General features: G+C 70.7%; 14 protein-coding genes, 1 tRNA gene and 1 pseudogene. 12 read left to right on the forward strand and 4 right to left on the reverse strand.

The window, feature by feature from the left end; translation table 11 throughout:
- Window positions 1-605, reverse strand: a pseudogene (locus AOK00_RS27210) (SUKH-4 family immunity protein); the annotation flags it as partial.
- Window positions 606-612: 7 nt separating this feature from the next.
- Window positions 613-1,611 (reverse strand): SMI1/KNR4 family protein, encoded by a 999-nt coding sequence (locus AOK00_RS27215; protein ID WP_079042220.1) that lies wholly within the window; start codon window positions 1,609-1,611, stop codon window positions 613-615.
- 267 nt (window positions 1,612-1,878) lie between these two features.
- Between AOK00_RS27215 and AOK00_RS27220 the strand changes: the two genes are divergently transcribed.
- Together AOK00_RS27220 and AOK00_RS27225 are read left to right on the forward strand one after the other, a co-directional pair.
- A complete protein-coding gene (locus tag AOK00_RS27220) occupies window positions 1,879-2,394 on the forward strand; it encodes a YwqJ-related putative deaminase (RefSeq protein ID WP_055602905.1) in 516 nt (171 codons plus the stop codon).
- A gap of 10 nt (window positions 2,395-2,404) precedes the next feature.
- Window positions 2,405-2,896, forward strand: coding sequence for an SUKH-3 domain-containing protein (locus AOK00_RS27225; protein WP_055602906.1), 492 nt, complete (start codon window positions 2,405-2,407; stop codon window positions 2,894-2,896).
- Here AOK00_RS27225 and AOK00_RS27230 read toward each other — a convergent pair.
- Window positions 2,859-4,205, reverse strand: coding sequence for a sensor histidine kinase (locus AOK00_RS27230; RefSeq protein WP_055602913.1), 1,347 nt, complete (start codon window positions 4,203-4,205; stop codon window positions 2,859-2,861). The genes AOK00_RS27225 and AOK00_RS27230 overlap by 38 nt on opposite strands.
- A 131-nt stretch (window positions 4,206-4,336) precedes the next feature.
- Between AOK00_RS27230 and AOK00_RS27235 the strand changes: the two genes are divergently transcribed.
- The 7 genes from AOK00_RS27235 (at window position 4,337) to AOK00_RS27265 (ending at window position 10,052) form a co-directional block, all read left to right on the forward strand.
- A tRNA-Gln gene (locus AOK00_RS27235) sits at window positions 4,337-4,408 on the forward strand.
- 163 nt (window positions 4,409-4,571) lie between these two features.
- Window positions 4,572-6,005: a bifunctional UDP-N-acetylglucosamine diphosphorylase/glucosamine-1-phosphate N-acetyltransferase GlmU gene (glmU, locus tag AOK00_RS27240; protein ID WP_301554230.1), complete on the forward strand. Its 1,434-nt coding sequence runs from the start codon at window positions 4,572-4,574 to the stop codon at window positions 6,003-6,005.
- Between the two features lie 121 nt (window positions 6,006-6,126).
- On the forward strand, window positions 6,127-7,101 hold the full coding sequence (locus tag AOK00_RS27245) for a ribose-phosphate diphosphokinase (protein ID WP_030315367.1): 975 nt from the start codon (window positions 6,127-6,129) through the stop codon (window positions 7,099-7,101).
- A 265-nt stretch (window positions 7,102-7,366) separates the two neighbouring features.
- A complete protein-coding gene (locus tag AOK00_RS27250) occupies window positions 7,367-7,954 on the forward strand; it encodes a 50S ribosomal protein L25/general stress protein Ctc (RefSeq protein ID WP_055602907.1) in 588 nt (195 codons plus the stop codon).
- 108 nt (window positions 7,955-8,062) lie between these two features.
- Entirely contained in the window at window positions 8,063-8,659 is a 597-nt protein-coding gene (pth, locus tag AOK00_RS27255; protein WP_055602908.1) for an aminoacyl-tRNA hydrolase, read from the forward strand.
- Window positions 8,660-8,701: 42 nt separating this feature from the next.
- Window positions 8,702-9,145, forward strand: coding sequence for a hypothetical protein (locus AOK00_RS27260; protein ID WP_055602909.1), 444 nt, complete (start codon window positions 8,702-8,704; stop codon window positions 9,143-9,145).
- Between the two features lie 136 nt (window positions 9,146-9,281).
- Window positions 9,282-10,052, forward strand: coding sequence for an LPXTG cell wall anchor domain-containing protein (locus AOK00_RS27265; protein ID WP_055602910.1), 771 nt, complete (start codon window positions 9,282-9,284; stop codon window positions 10,050-10,052).
- 86 nt (window positions 10,053-10,138) lie between these two features.
- Here the strand turns inward: AOK00_RS27265 and ppc are convergent, their stop codons facing one another.
- Window positions 10,139-12,868: a phosphoenolpyruvate carboxylase gene (gene ppc, locus AOK00_RS27270; protein ID WP_055602911.1), complete on the reverse strand. Its 2,730-nt coding sequence runs from the start codon at window positions 12,866-12,868 to the stop codon at window positions 10,139-10,141.
- A 249-nt stretch (window positions 12,869-13,117) separates the two neighbouring features.
- On the opposite strand from ppc, the gene AOK00_RS27275 reads away from it, so the two are divergent.
- The 3 genes from AOK00_RS27275 (at window position 13,118) to AOK00_RS27285 (ending at window position 16,720) form a co-directional block, all read left to right on the forward strand.
- The gene (locus AOK00_RS27275) at window positions 13,118-14,089 is read left to right on the forward strand and encodes an acyl-CoA desaturase (RefSeq protein WP_055602912.1); all 972 of its coding nucleotides are present in this window, start codon (window positions 13,118-13,120) and stop codon (window positions 14,087-14,089) included.
- On the forward strand, window positions 14,089-14,772 hold the full coding sequence (locus tag AOK00_RS27280; RefSeq protein ID WP_030315379.1) for a TetR/AcrR family transcriptional regulator: 684 nt from the start codon (window positions 14,089-14,091) through the stop codon (window positions 14,770-14,772). Before AOK00_RS27275 ends, AOK00_RS27280 begins: the two co-directional genes overlap by 1 nt.
- Window positions 14,773-14,971: 199 nt before the next feature.
- Entirely contained in the window at window positions 14,972-16,720 is a 1,749-nt protein-coding gene (locus AOK00_RS27285) for an FG-GAP-like repeat-containing protein (RefSeq protein ID WP_254047519.1), read from the forward strand.
- Window positions 16,721-17,077 lie beyond the last annotated feature (357 nt).

Genomic DNA, 17,077 nt, shown 5'->3' on the forward strand with positions numbered 1-17,077 from the left:
GCGCCCGCACCCGCACCCGCACCCGGCGTCTCCGCCGGAACCCCGTCCATCGCGGTCGGCTCGTACGCGACGGCACCCGCCACCGCGGACACCCCCGCGCCCTCCGACGAGGACGACGACGAGGCGACCGAGGCCGAGGGGCCCGTCTCCGCCGCCGCCACCGGCTCCGACACGTCGTCCATCGACGCCGCCGGACTCCCGCTCTCCTGCGAGACGTTCGGCTGCTTCGGGAGTCCGATCCGGTCCGCCGCGTCCTGCAGCCACTCCGGCGGACTCAGCAGGAACGACGTCTGGTTCAGATCGATCCGCGCCGCCGGCACGGCCGCCTGCGCCGGAACCTCCTCCGGCGTCCCGTACTCCTCCTCGTACCGGCGGATCACCTCACCCACCGGCAGCCCCGGCCACAGCGTCGCCTCGCCACTGTCCCGGGCGATCACCAGCCGCTGACGTCCGCCGTCCGACGTCGGTCCGCCCTCGCGGTCCTCCGCCCACACCACGAACCCCAGCTCGAACTCCCGCACCCGCACCTCACGGTGCTGATACGACGGCAGGTCGCCGTTGATCCATTCCTCGGCGCGCTCCTGCGCCTGCGCGAACGTCACCACAGCCCACTCACTCCCCCACCGGGACGACCGGCACCGCACGCGCGAAGCCGCCGTCCACCATCAGGTTCGCCACCGTCTCCAGCTCCGGCGGATTGCCCGCGAGCCGCTGGAGGAACGCGTCGAAGTCCGCACCACAGGGCAGCAGCAGCCGCTCCACCCGCTCACCCACCGACCAGCCCGCCGCCACCTCGCCGGAGTCCCGGGCGTCGTCGTACGCGCAGAACCACACCGAACCGACCCCCTCACCTCGCACCTTCAGCGCGATCAGACCGCCCTGGACGAACGCCACGCCCAGATAGTCCTTGGTCAGATGGTCTCGGAGGCACTTGTTGACATAGACGAGGTCGTTGACGCCCGCCTCCTCCCGCACCGTGAAGAACGGCTGGTCGACCAGGAGCCCCAGCTCCGCGTCGAGCGCCGCACCCACCGGGGCGCACCCGCCGGCCGCCCGCAGGAACGAGCGGTACGCCCCCGGGAGCCGGTAGCCGAGGTCCTCCTCGACGCCCTGGAGCTGCTGCTCCGACACCGACACCAGGCCCTTCGGCAGTCCGAAGTGCGCCGGCCGGGTCTCCTGCAACGGGCGCGTGCCCCGCTTCGTGTGGTCCACGGCGGCCGTCGCCACCCCGCCGTGATGGCGCAGCAACGCCTTCACCTCGACCGGGACCAGCTCCATCCGACGACTGCGGGCCACGTGGTGCCAGGTCCAGCCGTGCGGCGTCGCCACCGACGGAATCGTGTCCCACAGCTCATGACCGGTCGCCGCCATCGCCGCGTTCGCCGACACGTAGTCCGTGAGCCGCAGCTCGTCGACGCCGAAACCCTCCGGCGGGTCGGCGATCTCCGCCGCCGCGCGGGCGTACGGCGAGAAGTCCGGATGACCGAACTCGTCCACCCGCACCCCTCGCGGGTGCCGGGAGGCCCGGACCGGGTCCGGGAAGTGCACGACCTGCCCGGCATAGGCCGCGTTCGGTGGCGCGGTGTCCTGCCCGAGCCGACCTGTCGTCATGGCGGTTGCCCCCTGCACTGGCGTCGCTGACTGCTACTACCCGCAGCCGCTGGCTGCTCCTGACTGATGCCGCACAGCCTATGCGCTGCCACAAGAGCCCGAACCGGCCCGATCCGACGGTGACCAACTGTCACGACGCCATGACAGGTGCACCATGATTACGACACACCGAAGCCGCGTTTCGGCGCCCCAGCTTCCCCATATGGCTCCCTATTTGGCAGGCTGTCCACGCAACTCGGGGGATTGCAGGAGGGGAAGACCAGCACCATGCACGCAGTACCGACACCCACACAGGGTGACCCACGCCTCAACTGGAGCAGCAGCGCCGACACCACACGTGCGCCGTTACTGCGTCAGCGCCGCGACGGCATCCTTCCCACCGTCGGGGCCGCCCTCTCCGTCCGCGGCGAGACGGCCCTCACCTGCACCGCCGCCCGCGGCGACCGGCCGCCCGCCCTGCACGCCCTCGTCCAGGACTTCCTGGACACCCTCACCAGCGGCCAGCGCGAACGCTTCACCGGACGATGTCCCGAGGCGATCCTGCTGTCCCGGCACCTCACCGCCACCGAGAACGCCCGCTCCAAACGCGCCCAGCGCAAACCGCTCACCCCCGGCGAGGCCCGCCGCTCCCTCAAACACGCCAAGCTCACCGCGCGGCACATCCGTGAGGACGGCGACCCCCTGCACGGCAGCTACGCCGCACCCTGCCGCTCCTGTACGGCGATGCTCGCCCACTTCGGTGTCCGCACCGTCGACCCCACCACGCCTGTCGAGAACGGCTGACCGCACCCCCATGCCCGACCACCTCAGCACCACCCGGTTCCCGGTCAACGTCGACGCCGCCCTCCGCGAGGCCGGCTGGCAGCCCGGCCGCTGGGACATCAAGCTCGCCGAAGAATGGGCCGACACCCTGCGCGCCCACATCTCCCCCGCGGGACACCGGCACAGCGTCTTCCCCGCCGTCGTCGAGGCCTGGGCCGAGTTCGGCGGCCTGCGGATCGCCGCACCCGGCCACGGCCGCCAGATAGCGCCCGCGGCCGTCCGCTTCGACCCGCTGGCCGGACTCCATCTCTCCCGCACCCTCGCCGACCTCGGCCGCGCCCTGGACACGGAGCTCGCGCCGCTCGGCGAGGAGGGCGATCACCAGGCGGTCCTCGCCATGGACATGGAGGGGCGGGTCTACAGCCTCGACCACGCGGGCGACTGGTACCTCGGCAAGGACATCGACTCGGCGCTCTCGACCCTCGTCACGGGCGCGCAGCCGACCCGTCTGACGGCCGGGTGACCGTCGGCAGCACCGCCGACACCTTGAATCCGCCCTCGTCGGTCGCGCCGGAGACGAACACCCCGCCGAGCCGCAGCACGCGCTCCCGCATGCCGACGAGCCCGTTCCCGCCGCTCGGCAGCCGTACGTCCGCGACGCCCGCGTCCGAAGGACACGGACCGTTCTCCACCTGCATCGCGACCTCGGCCTCCCGGTGCGCGAGCCGCACCACGACCTCGGCGCCCGCCGCGTGCTTGTGGACGTTGGTCAACGCCTCCTGCACCACGCGGTACGCCGTGCGCTCCACCTCCGGCGGATAGGCCCGCGCGTCACCGATGACGACGAACTCCACCACCGCCCCCGCGAGCCGGGACTGCTCGCAGAGTCCCTCCAGCGCGTCCAGCGAGGGCCCGTCCTCGGCGGCGGCCTCGGCGGCAGCGGCGGCGGCCCGGCCGACGGCCGCCAGCGGCACGGGAGCGGGGGCCACCGGAGCGGTCCCCTCCCGCAGCACCCCCAGCATCTCCCGCAACTCGGTCAACGCCTGCCGCCCCATGTCCCCCACCAGGGCGGCATTGCGCACGGCCTTCTGCGGATCCTTCAGCGCCACCGCCTGCAGCGCCGCCGCGTGCACCACCATCAGCGACACCCGGTGCGCCACCACGTCGTGCATCTCGCGGGCGATCCGCGTCCGCTCCTCCTGCCGCGCCCACTGCGCCCGCTGCTCCGCCCGGTCCGCGAGGAGCGACAGCTCCTGCTCCAGGCTGTCCGCCCGCTCCCGCAGGCTCTCCATGAGCCGGCGGCGCGCCCCTATGTAGAGGCCGAAGAGCAACGGCGGCGCGTTGAGCCCGAGCGTCATGAAGAGCGAGACGACCGGCACGTACCAGCCACTCGGGTCGATGTCGGGCTGCCCGACATCGGCCTGGGCGATGTCCTGCCGCATCCGCACGACGGTCACGACGAAGACGGCGACCGTCGACATCCCGGCGAGCAGCGCGGTGATCCGCCGGGGGACCTCGGAGGCGGCGAGCGAGTAGAGCCCGACGATCCCCATGAGGAAGCCCATCTCGGCGGGCGCCACGGCGATCGACACGAGCACGACCCCGATGGGCCAGCGCCGCCGGACGAGCAGCACGGAGCCGACGAGCAGACCGAACAGCACTCCCACGGGCACGGGCAGCGAGGCCTGCTCGGCGAACCGCACCCCTTCGAACCCGCACTCGACGGCGGACACGAGGGCGAGCCCTCCATCGAGAACGGCGCTCCGCCGTCTCCCCCACCACCACCAATTCCCGACGCCCACGGCGTCCCGGTCTGCCCCCGTTGTGGTCATACCCACCACCCTACGGGCGAGCCCCGGCGGCGCCGCGGCGAACACCGTCGCATCGAAGCCACTCGGTACGGCATAGTGGAGGCCGCCGGGGTACGAGACCGATGCTTTGTCCGTTTCAACCCTGTACGCCATCCCCTGTGGTGTAATTGGCAGCACTGAGGCTTTTGGTGCCTTATGTCCGGGTTCGAGTCCTGGCGGGGGAGCTTCTTCACTCGGGTCCTGACCGCCACGGTCAGGACCCGCACTCATGTCCGCCACCCTGCCCACCGGTATCCTTCGTGCGTCCACCACCCAAAGCCGAAGGGCATTCCCGTGAGCGCCACCCGCCCCCAAGTTCTCGGCTCCGCTCGAACAGGGGAGGCCCCCTTGGCAGCCGTCGTCGTCCTCGCAGCGGGTGAGGGCACCCGCATGAAGTCGAAGACCCCCAAGGTCCTCCACGAGATCGCCGGGCGGTCTCTCGTCGGGCATGTCGTGTCCGCCGCCCGGGAGTTGGAGCCCGAGCACCTCGTCGTGGTCGTCGGGCACGCCCGCGAGCTGGTGAAGGGGCACCTGGAGGAGCACTACGCCGGGACCCGTACCGCCGTCCAGGAGGAGCAGAACGGCACCGGGCACGCGGTGCGGATGGCCCTGGAGGAGCTCGGGCAGACGCCCGACGGGACCGTGGTCGTCGTCTGCGGCGACACCCCGCTGCTGTCCGGCGAGACGCTGCGCGCCCTCGCCGACACCCACGCCGCCGACGGCAACGCCGTCACCGTGCTGAGCGCCGAGGTCCCGGACTCCACCGGATACGGGCGGATCGTGCGGGACCCGGCGACCGGGGCCGTGACCGAGATCGTCGAGCACAAGGACGCCTCCGACGAGCAGCGCGCCATCCGCGAGATCAACTCCGGCGTGTTCGCGTTCGACGGGCAGCTGCTCGCCGACGCCCTCGGCAAGGTCCGGACGGACAACAGCCAGGGCGAGGAGTACCTCACCGACGTGCTGAGCATCCTGCGCGAGGCCGGGCACCGCGTCGGCGCCTCCGTCGCCGACGACCACCGCGAGATCCTCGGGATCAACAACCGCGTGCAGCTCGCCGAGGCCCGCGCCCTGCTGAACCAGCGGCTGATCGAGCGGGCCATGCTCGCCGGCGTGACCGTGGTCGACCCCTCGTCCGTCTTCGTGGACGTCACGGTGACCTTCGAGCCCGACGCCGTCCTCCTGCCCGGGACGCAGCTCCTCGGGACGACGCACATCGGCGAGGACGCCGTGGTCGGCCCGAACACACGGCTGAAGGACACCCGCGTCGACAAGGGCGCCCGGGTGGACAACACCGTCGCCGACTCCGCCGTCATCGGCGAGAGCGCCTCCGTGGGGCCGTTCGCGTACCTCCGCCCGGGCACGAACCTCGGCCGGAAGTCCAAGGCCGGCACGTACGTCGAGATGAAGAACGCGACGGTCGGCGAGGGCACCAAGGTCCCCCATCTGTCGTACGTGGGTGACGCCACGATCGGCGAGTACACGAACATCGGCGCGGCGAGCGTCTTCGTGAACTACGACGGCGAGGCGAAGCACCACACCACGATCGGGTCGCACTGCCGGACCGGGTCGGACAACATGTTTGTGGCTCCCATCACGATCGGGGACGGCGCGTACACCGCGGCGGGGTCCGTGATCACGAAGGACGTGCCGGCCGGCTCGCTCGCCGTCGCCCGGGGCCAGCAGCGGAATATCGAGGGTTGGGTGGCCCGGAAGCGTCCCGGCAGCGCTGCCGCGCAGGCCGCTCAGGCCGCCTCGGAGGACTCCGCCGGCGAAAGCTGACCGGAAACGGGTACGTCGAACTCGGCGTACCGTGATACGTGCACACAAATTCGGCTGGCTCGCACACGCGCACGACAGCTCGTGGAACGCGGCCAGACAACACGTCTGAGGAGACAGTGCTGTGACCGGGATCAAGACGACCGGCGAGAAGAAGCTGATGCTCTTCTCCGGCCGCGCCCACCCCGAGCTGGCCGAGGAGGTCGCGCACCAGCTGGGCGTCGGCCTCGTTCCGACCAAGGCGTTCGACTTCGCCAACGGTGAGATCTACGTCCGCTTCCAGGAGTCGGCCCGTGGCGCGGACTGCTTCCTGATCCAGAGCCACACGGCTCCGATCAACAAGTGGATCATGGAGCAGCTGATCATGATCGATGCTCTGAAGCGGGCCTCCGCCCGGAGCATCACCGTGATCATCCCGTCGTACGGCTACGCCCGTCAGGACAAGAAGCACCGCGGCCGCGAGCCGATCTCGGCGCGTCTGGTCGCCGACATGCTGAAGACGGCCGGCGCGGACCGCATCCTGACGGTGGACCTGCACACCGACCAGATCCAGGGCTTCTTCGACGGCCCGGTGGACCACCTGTCGGCGCTGCCGGTGCTCGCGGACTACGTGGGCGCGAAGGTCGACCGCTCCAAGCTGACGATCGTCTCCCCGGACGCGGGCCGCGTGCGGGTCGCCGACCGCTGGTGCGACCGTCTGGACGCGCCGCTGGCGATCGTGCACAAGCGTCGTGACAAGGACGTCGCCAACCAGGTCACCGTGCACGAGGTCGTCGGTGACGTGAAGGGCCGCGTCTGTGTCCTGGTGGACGACATGGTCGACACCGGCGGCACGATCTGCGCCGCGGCGGACGCGCTGTTCGCGCACGGCGCTGAGGACGTCATCGTGACGGCCACGCACGGCATCCTGTCGGGCCCGGCGGCGGACCGTCTGAAGAACTCCAAGGTGAGCGAGTTCGTGTTCACGGACACGCTGCCGGTGCCGGGCGCGCTGGAGCTGGACAAGATCACCGTGCTGTCGATCGCGCCGACGATCGCGCGTGCGGTGCGCGAGGTGTTCGAGGACGGTTCGGTGACGAGCCTCTTCGAGGAGCACTGAGCCGTAGCCTCACGGCAGGCGGCAGGCAGTACGTGAGGGCCGTTCCCCGTTCGGGGGAGCGGCCCTCCGCCGTGTTTGAGTGATCGAATTGGGTGGTAGGGCGGCGGGCCGGTAGACTGCCGTAGTTGCTCGGCGAGGGAGGCCGTACCCGTACGGATGTACAGGGTCACGGCGGTCCGTTATCGACGCGCTCTTCGTAGCAGGCCATCGCCAGTCGTGGCCGGGTGACCCAGGTTTTTCGTCACCTTTCTACGAGGAGTGCATCATGTCCGAGGTCAAGCTCGCCGCTGCCGTCCGTACCGAGTTCGGCAAGGGCGCCGCCCGTGCGATCCGCCGCAACAGCCAGGTTCCCGCCGTCGTCTACGGCCACGGCTCCGAGCCGGCGCACGTGACCCTCCCGGCCCACGACCTCGCCCTCGCGCTTCGTACGCCGAACGTCCTGCTCTCCCTGGACGTCGACGGCAAGACCGAGCTGGCGATCCCGAAGGCCGTCCAGCGTGACGCCATCAAGGGCTTCCTCGTCCACGTCGACCTGCTGCTCGTCAAGCGCGGCGAGAAGGTCACGGTCGAGATCCCGGTCCACGCCGAGGGCGAGCTCGCCGCCGGTGGCAACCTGCTCGAGCACGTGCTGAGCACCCTCTCCATCGAGGCCGAGGCCACCCACCTCCCCGAGGCCGTCACGGTCTCCGTCGAGGGCCTGGAGGCCGGTGCCTCCATCCTCGCCGGTGACATCTCCCTGCCCAAGGGCTCGACCCTGGTGACCGACGCCGAGGCCGTCGTCCTCCAGGTCCTGGCCGCCCAGGCCGAGGAGCCGGCCGCCGAGGCCGAGGCCACCGAGGGCGAAGAGGCCTGAGCCGTAGGCTCTGCTTGACGTGACGGGGTGACGGGCCGCACGGCCCGTCACCCCGTTTTTCGTATCTGGATGTATCTGGACGTAAGTGGATGAGGAGACCCGACGCACATGACCGATGACGCGAACGCGCCCTGGCTGATCGTCGGCCTCGGCAATCCCGGGCCCGAGTACGCGGCCAACCGGCACAACATCGGGTTCATGGTGGTGGACCTGCTCGCCGAACGGATGCGGGGCTCGTTCAAGCGGGCGGGGAAGGCGCAGGCGCAGGTCGTCGAGGGCCGGATGGGCCCGCCGGGACCGGCGAGCCGTCGGGTGGTCCTCGCGAAGCCGATGTCGTACATGAACCTGTCGGGTGGCCCGGTGACGGCACTGCGCGACTTCTACAAGGTGCCGACGGCGAACATCGTGGCGATCCACGACGAGCTGGACATCGACTACGGGGTGCTGCGGCTGAAGATCGGCGGCGGGGACAACGGGCACAACGGCCTGAAGTCGATGACGAAGTCGATGGGTGCGGAGTACCACCGGGTGCGGTGCGGGATCGGGCGTCCGCCGGGCCGGATGCAGGTGGCGGACTTCGTCCTGAAGGACTTCTCGTCGACGGAGCGCAAGGACCTGGACTGGTTCGTGGACCGGGCGGCGGACTCGGTGGAGTGCCTGGTGGCGGAGGGTCTGGAGCGGGCGCAGTCCGCGTACAACTCCTGAGGCCGGCGGGACTCGCGCGGTACGACTGTACGATCGCGGGTCATGACCCACGTCCGTAACGCCGCCATGGCCCTGGTCGCCCTCCTTCTCGTGGTCGCGGGCGCCTGGGCCTCCTGGAACTCGGCCCAGCACGTCCTGCTCGCCAAGGGGCGGGAGCACGGCACGCTGACGGTGACCGGCTGCACCGACGACACGTGCAGCGGCCGCTACGCCCCGGAGGACACCTCCTCGACGCGCAGGACGCTGACGATCGCGCGTTCGGTGGCGGCGGAGCAGGGCGTGACGATCCCGGTGGTGGTGAAGCCGGGCACGGACGAGGGCGTACGGACCGGCTGGGGCGGCGGTCTGCACGCGTGGCTGCCGCTGGGCGGGGCGCTGCTGCTCGCGTCGCCGCTGATCGGCGGCGGTCTGCGGCTGCCGAGGACGGCGTGGTCGATGGCGGGGGCGGGCGGGGCGCTGCTCGTGGCGGCGTTCTTCGCGCTCTGAGGGTTGCGGCCGGACCCCACGAGTTCCCGGCCGGATCGTTATGGAGCTCTGACTTAAAGCTGACTTAAGGCGACGGATAGGCTGCCCTCCTGCCACCCCCCACGGCATCCCTCATCCCATAGATGGACGACTGCACATGCGACGTTCTCTCATCCCTGCCGCTGCGCTCGTCGCGGCCATGGCAGGTTCCCTCGTCCTGGCTCCGGTGGCCTCCGCGTCGGACAGCCCCAAGGGCGACAACGGCACGGTCAAGATCCACGACTCGAAGACCGGCGAGGAGATCAAGGCCAACGAGCCGAAGGTCTGCGAGTTCTACCTCGACGCGTTCAACTTCGACGTCGAGCAGAAGGCGATCTGGCGCATCGAGGCCTGGTCCAACAACGACAAGGACAAGGGCACCGAGGTCGAGAAGGGCGCCATCACCCTTGACGCCAAGGGCCACGGCCGTACCGAGGACCTGAAGCTCGCCGACGGCCAGTACAAGCTGTTCTGGAACTTCGACGGCGAGAACGGCTCGGCCAAGCACAAGGTCTTCAAGGTCGACTGCCCGGACGAGACCCCCGGCACGGAGACTCCCGGCACGGAGACCCCCGGTACCGAGACCCCCGGTACCGAGACCCCCGGCACGGAGACCCCCGGCACCGAGACCCCGGGTACCGAGAGCCCCGCTCCGTCGGAGACCCCGGGTGCCTCCGAGACCCCCGGCGCCTCGGAGACCCCCGGTGGCACCGAGTCGCCGTCCGCCTCCGTCCCCGCGGGTGAGACCGGTGGCACCGGCAGCACGGGCGGCGACCTCGCCGAGACCGGCTCCAGCGCCCCCGTCGGCGTTCTCGCCGCCGTCGCCGTGGCCCTCGCGGGCGCCGGCGCGTTCCTGGTGACCCGCCGTCGCAAGGCCCAGCAGCACTAAGGGCCGGCGGTACCGACGTACCCCGTCGTGAAGGTGCCCCCGTGGAGGAATCTCCACGGGGGCACCGTCGTGTGTGCGGCCGGGCGTCAGCCGGTGTTGCGCAGGCCCGCCGCGACGCCGTTCACGGTGAGGAGCAGGGCCCGTGCGAGCAGCGGGTCCGGGTCCTCGCCGCGCTCGGCGGCGCCGCGCTGGCGGGCGAGGAGGGCGACCTGGAGGTAGGAGATCGGGTCCAGGTAGGCGTCGCGGATGGCGAAGGTCTGCTGGAGGACCGGGTTGGAGTCCAGGAGCTTCTCGCCGCCGGTGACCTTGAGGACCTCCGCGACGGTCAGCGCGTGCTCGGCCTCGATGGTGTCGAAGACGTGCTTGAGGTCGTCGGGCACCAGGGTGTCGACGTAGTGGCGGGCGATCCGCAGGTCGGTCTTCGCGAGCGTCATCTCGACGTTGGCGAGGAAGTTGCGGAAGAAGTGCCAGTGCTCGTACATCTCGCCGAGGACCGGGTCGAGGCCGGCCTCGCGCAGGGCCTTGAGGCCGGAGCCGACGCCGTACCAGCCGGGGACGATCTGGCGGGACTGGGTCCAGCCGAACACCCACGGGATGGCGCGCAGTCCGTCGAGTCCGGCACCGGAGTCGGGGCGGCGCGAGGGGCGCGAGCCGAGGTGGAGGTCGGCGAGCTGGTCGACGGGCGTGGCCGCGAAGAAGTACGAGGGGAGGTCCGGGTCCTCGACGAGCTCGCGGTACGCGGTGTGGGCGGCGTCCGAGACGGTGTCCATGGCCGCGTCCCAGCGGGCCAGGGCCTCGTCGGACTGGCGCGGCGCGGTGTGCAGCGCGGAGGCCTGGAGGGTGGCGGCGACCGTCAGTTCCAGGTTCTCGCGGGCCAGGGACGGGATCAGGTACTTGTCGGAGATGACCTCGCCCTGCTCGGTCACCTTGATCTCGCCCTCCAGGGTGCCCCAGGGCTGGGCGAGGATCGCGTCGTGCGAGGGGCCGCCGCCGCGGCCGACCGTTCCCCCGCGGCCGTGGAACAGCCTCAGCCGAACCCCGTAACGGTGGGCGACGTCCCTCAGCCTCCGCTGGGCCCGGTGGATCTCCCACTGGCTCGTGGTGATGCCGCCGAACTTGGAGGAGTCCGAGTAGCCGAGCATGACCTCCTGGACGTCGCCGCGGAGCGAGACGAGGCGCCGGTAGGAGGGGTCGGCGAGCATGCCGTCGAGGATGACGTCGGCGGCCTTGAGCTCGTCGGTGGTCTCCAGGAGCGGCACGATGCCGATCTTGGCCCAGCCGCCGTGCAGGTCGATCAGACCGGCCTCACGGGCGAGGACGGCGGCGGCGAAGACGTCGTCCGCGCCCTGGCACATCGAGATGATGTAGGACTCGATGACCTCGGGGCCGAAGCGCTCGAAGGCTTCCTTGACGGTGTGGAAGACACCGAGGGTCTTCTGGCCCGCGGCGTCCAGCGGGGCCGGGGTCGGGGCCAGCGGACGGCGGGAGCGGAGCTCCTTGGCGAGGAGCTTCTGCCGGTAGTCGCGCGGCATGTCGGCGTACCGCCAGGACTCCTCGCCGAGGCGGTCGAAGAGCTGCCCGAGGGCGTGGTGGTGGGCGTCGGCGTGCTCGCGGACGTCCATGGTCGCGAGCTGGAGGCCGAAGGCGGAGAGGGTGCGGATGGTGCGGTCCATCCGGCCGTCGGCGAAGAGCGCGCCGCGGTGCTCGCGCAGCGAGGTCTGGATCAGGGTGAGGTCGTGGACGAGCTCGGCGGTGCCGAGGTAGTCGCGGCCGTCCTGGTGGGGGGTGCCGGAGGCGAGGCGCTCGCGGGTGTTGACGAGCTTCTGCCGGATGCAGGTGGCCTTGAGCCGGTACGGCTCCTCGGCGTTGAGGCGCTTGTAGCGGGGGCTGATCTCCGGGAGGAGTTCCAGGTCGCGCTGGAGGGAGTCCAGGAGCTCCTGGGTGGCTCCGGCGTAGCGGATGGAGTTGGAGAGCAGTCCGCGCAGGTAGTCGACGAGTTCGAGGGCGTCGGTGATGCCGTGCTCGTGCTGGAGGATCAGGACGTCCCTGGTCACCTGGGGGGTGACGTTGGGGTTGCCGTCGCGGTCGCCGCCGATCCAGGTGCCGAAGGTGAGCGGGCGGGTGCCGGCGGGGAGTTCGACCCCGACGCGCTCCAGCTCGGCGGCGAGGTCCTCCAGGACGTCGCCGACGGCGCCGGCGTGCAGCTCGTCGAGGTAGTAGATGGCGTTCCGGGCCTCGTCGGCGGGCTCGGGGCGGACGACCCGGAGTTCGTCGGTCTGCCAGATGAGGTCGATGTTCTCGGCGAGCCGCAGGTCGTGGCGGCGCCGGTCGGCCTCGATGACCGGGGTCTCCAGGAGGGCGGCGATGCGGCGCAGCTTGTTGAGGACGGAGCGGCGGGCGGCTTCCGTGGGGTGCGCGGTGAAGACGGGCCGGACGTTGAGGTTCTTGACCGTCTGGCGGACGTGCTCGGGGTCGCCGTCCTTGAGCATGTCGGCGGTGCGGGCGAGGAGGCCGCCCTCGGCGGCGCGCTTCTCGCGCATCTCGCGGCCGCGGTGGACCTGCTCGGTGACGTTCGCGAGGTGGAAGTAGGTGGAGAAGGCGCGTACCAGCTTGGCGGCGGTCTCGAGTTCGACGCCGCGGAGCAGCTCGGCGGCGGCTTCGCCGTCCTCTCGGGTGAGGCTGCGGACCCGCTCGACGAGGTCGAGGAGCTCGTGGCCCTCCTGGCGGACGAGGGTCTCGCCGAGGAGATCGCCCAGTCGGCGGATGTCGGCGCGCAGCTCGGCGCTGGCGGTGGGGGTCTGGTCGGCACTGCTCACAGGTGCGGCTCCTTGCAGTGTTTGAGCACGTCTGGAGGGGTTCTGGAGGCTTGCGGACCGCGCTGTCCGACGCACCCAGGATAGGTGTCCATCTGCTGGACAGCGGTCAGGGTCCCCTTGTGCCCCCTTGCCGCGCGCCCCGGCGCTGCCATACTTACGACGCCGTAGGTTACGGAGGCGTAGCCTCGCGTTCGTTTCATACCGTTCCGCTCCCTTTCATCCTCATCCCTTCTTCCCCAGGGGACACCCATGACCACCAGCCCTGAGTTGCTCGAATCCGAACAGGACCCCATGCCCTCCGGCACGCTCGGCGGGGACAAGAAGCGATCGATCGAGCAGATCACGCTGCTGCTGTTCATCACGGTGCCCTTCGTCGCCCTGGTCGCGGCGGTGCCGCTGGCCTGGAGCTGGGGCGGCGTGTCGTGGCTCGATCTGGGTCTGCTGGTGGCGATGTACTACATCGGCTGCCACGGCATCACGATCGGCTTCCACCGTTACTTCACCCATGGTTCCTTCAAGGCCAAGCGGCCGCTGCGGATCGCGCTCGCGATCATGGGCTCGCTGGCGGTGGAGGGTCCGCTGGTGCGCTGGGTGGCGGACCACCGCAAGCACCACAAGTTCTCGGACGCGGAGGGCGACCCGCACTCGCCGTGGCGTTTCGGTGAGACGGTGCCGGCCCTGATGAAGGGCCTGTGGTGGGCGCACATCGGCTGGATGTTCGACGAGGAGCGGACCCCGCAGGCGAAGTACGCGCCCGACCTGATCAAGGACCCGGCGATCCGGCGGATCTCCCGGCACTTCATCTTCTGGACGATGCTGTCGCTCGCGATCCCGCCGCTGGTGGGCGGTCTGGTGACGATGTCCTGGTGGGGCGCGTTCACCGCGTTCTTCTGGGGTTCGCTGGTGCGGGTCGCGCTGCTGCACCACGTGACCTGGTCGATCAACTCGATCTGTCACGCGGTGGGCAAGCGTCCGTTCAAGTCGCGGGACCGTTCGGGCAACGTGTGGTGGCTGGCGGTGCTGTCCTGCGGCGAGTCCTGGCACAACCTGCACCACGCGGACCCGACGTCGGCGCGGCACGGGGTGCTGCGCGGCCAGGTCGACTCCAGCGCGCGGCTGATCCGCTGGTTCGAACTGGCGGGCTGGGCGTACGACGTGCGCTGGCCGGCGAAGGAGCGCATCGAAGCCCGCCGCCAGAGCGCGCCCGCAGACGCGGCATGATGGAAGACGTGGCGATCGACGGCAGGACCAGTGGCACCGGCAGCGGCGAGCAGAAGCCCCGGCGGGGCCGCCGGGTGCGGATGACGGGCGCGGAGCGCCGGGAACAGCTGCTGGACATCGGCCGGACGCTCTTCGCGGAGAAGGGCTTCGAGGGCACCTCGGTGGAGGAGATCGCGGCGAAGGCCGGGGTCTCCAAGCCGGTGGTGTACGAGCACTTCGGGGGCAAGGAGGGGCTGTACGCGGTCGTGGTCGACCGGGAGATGCGCCAGCTCCTCGACGGGGTGACGGGCGCGCTGACTGCGGGGCATCCACGGGAGCTCCTGGAGCAGGCGGCGTTCGCGCTGCTCGACTACATCGAGAACTACACGGACGGTTTCCGGATTCTCGTACGGGACTCCCCGGTGGCGCAGTCGACGGGCACGTTCGCGTCGCTGATCAGCGACATCGCCACCCAGGTGGAGGACATCCTGGGCCTGGAGTTCAAGGCCAGGGGCTTCGACCCGAAGCTGGCGCCGCTGTACGCGCAGGCGCTGGTGGGCAGTGTGGCGCTGACGGGTCAGTGGTGGCTGGACGTCCGCAAGCCGAAGAAGGCGGAGGTCGCGGCGCATCTGGTGAATCTGGCGTGGCACGGTCTGGACGGTCTGGAGCCGAAGCCGCGGTTGATAGGGCACCGGAAGAACTGACCGCCCGGTCGGCTTCGGAGAGTAAACCTCTGGCACAGGCCTCCCGGGTAGGTAGACTCCGTTTCAACATCCCGGGGGGTGTCCGACCATCGAACGAGGTCGTCTCCGCATGCCCACTGGCCTGCGCTGACGCCGTTCGACGCTGTGCGAGCCCCCCAGTTTGGTTCTGTCGAACCTCTGATCCCTGGGGGGGATCTCTTTGCTTTTCCTGAACTCCAAGCGTTCCCGCCGTGTCGCCGCCTGCACCGCGCTCGCCCTCTCGGCCGGCATGCTGCTCGCGGGCCCGGCGTCCGCCGACACCCCGGTGCCGGTTCCGTCGGCCGAGAAGGCCACGCCCTCCTTCACGCCTCCGAAGCTGACGCTCCCGAAGAAGGACGGCGCCCGTACCGGGAACGACGCCGCTCGTACGGGGCAGGACGCGGGCCGCGCGGGCGTGGCCTCGGCCGCCGCCTCGTCCCTGCCGCTGTCCGACCTGGACGGGGACGGCGTCGACGACTTCATCTACCGCGCGGTGGACGGCGAGCTCTACTCGAACACCACCACGGGGACCGACAACCCCTTCGAGCTCTTCCGCTACGAAGACGTCGCGAAGGACATCATCCCGATCGGCAACCAGGGCGGCAGCACGACCGAACCCGAGGTGCTCGTCCTCTCCGAGAACGGCACGCTCACCCTGTACACCGACGCCGATCCGTCCGGCACCCCCTACTCCAAGGTGGTGGGCGGCGGCTGGCAGATCTACAACAAGGTCGCCTCGCCCGGCGATGTGAACGGCGACGGCCGCGCCGACGTGATCGCCCGCACCCAGGACGGCGTGCTGTACCTGTACCTGGGCACCGGCAGCGCGACCACGCCGCTCAGCACCCGGACCCTGGTCGGCAGCGGCTGGGGCGTCTACGACCAGCTCGTCGGCCTCGGCGACGGCACCGGCGACGGCAAGGCCGACCTGTACGCCCGCGACTCCGCCGGCACGCTGTGGTTCTACGCCGGTACGGGCGACAAGACCAAGCCGTTCGGCACCCGCGCCTCCATCGGCGGCGGCTGGGGCGCGTACAACCAGATCCTGCGCGGCGGCGACGGCGACCTGCTGGCCCGTGACAACGCCGGCACGCTCTTCTTCTACCCCGCCAACGGCAACGGCACCCTGGGCGGCCGCCAGCAGGTCGGCAACGTGGGCGACCTGACGGGCATCACGCAGCTCGCCGGCGCGGGCAACAACCCGTACACGGGCAAGGGAAGCGTCACCGCGACCACCCCCGGCGGCGCTCTGTACGCGTACTTCCACTCCGCCACCGGCAGGCTGGAGGACCGCGTCGAGCTCCTCGGTCCGGGCGAGGCGAGCGGTCTGACCATCACGAACCTGTCCTCGCTGAACGCGGACGGGTTTTCCGACATCGCCGTGCAGGCCAACGGCGACACGTCCGGCGGTCTGTACATCGGCGAGTACACCATCGGCAGCGGCTGGGGCGTCTACAACAGCCTCGTCGGCCCGGGCGACCTGAGCGGCGACGGCAAGGGCGACCTGCTGGCCCGCGACCGCTCCGGCAACCTGTACCTGTACAAGGGCAACGGCCAGGGCGACAAGTTCGCGACGCGCATCAAGGTCGGCTCCGGCTGGGGCGCGTACAACAAGATCCTCGGTGCCGGCGACTTCACCGGCGACGGGCGCGCGGACATCGTGGCCCGCACCTCGGGCGGCGACCTGTACGTGTACCCGGGAACGGGCAACGCGACGGCCGCGTTCAAGACGCGGGTGAAGGTCGGCAGCGGCTGGAACACGTACACCAAGGTGATCGCCCCCGGCGACCTGAACGCCGACGGCAAGGCCGACCTGCTGGGCGTGACCTCGGGCGGCGACCTGTACCGCTACCTGAGCACGGCGCCGAACAAGTTCTCCGCGCGCACCAAGCTCGGCAGCGGCTTCCAGGCCTACAACTCCATGTCGTAACACCGTCCCCCGGACGGCCCTGGGTCGCCCCGTACCGGACTCCGGTACGGGGCGACCCCCTTTTCCCGGAATCCTCTGTCACCCCCGGGCGGTATGCTCCCGAAGACCCGGGAGCGTTCGCCCTCCGTACGCGCCTTCTGCCGCACGGAGACGCCGTGAACGCCCGTTCCCGGTCCGACGACATCCTGATCCCTGGGGGGGATCTCTTGCGTTCTGTGCACTCCACCCGTGCCCGCCTCGCGGCCTGCACCGCTCTCGTTCTCTCGGCGGGCATGCTGCTCGCGACCCCGGCGTCGGCCGATCGGCCCGCGCCTCCCCACCCCGCCGTCGAGAAGCCGACGGCGGGGTGGGGAGGCG

The sequence above is a fragment of the Streptomyces aureus genome, assembly GCF_001418135.1.
GTDB classification, from domain to species: domain Bacteria; phylum Actinomycetota; class Actinomycetes; order Streptomycetales; family Streptomycetaceae; genus Streptomyces; species Streptomyces aureus_A.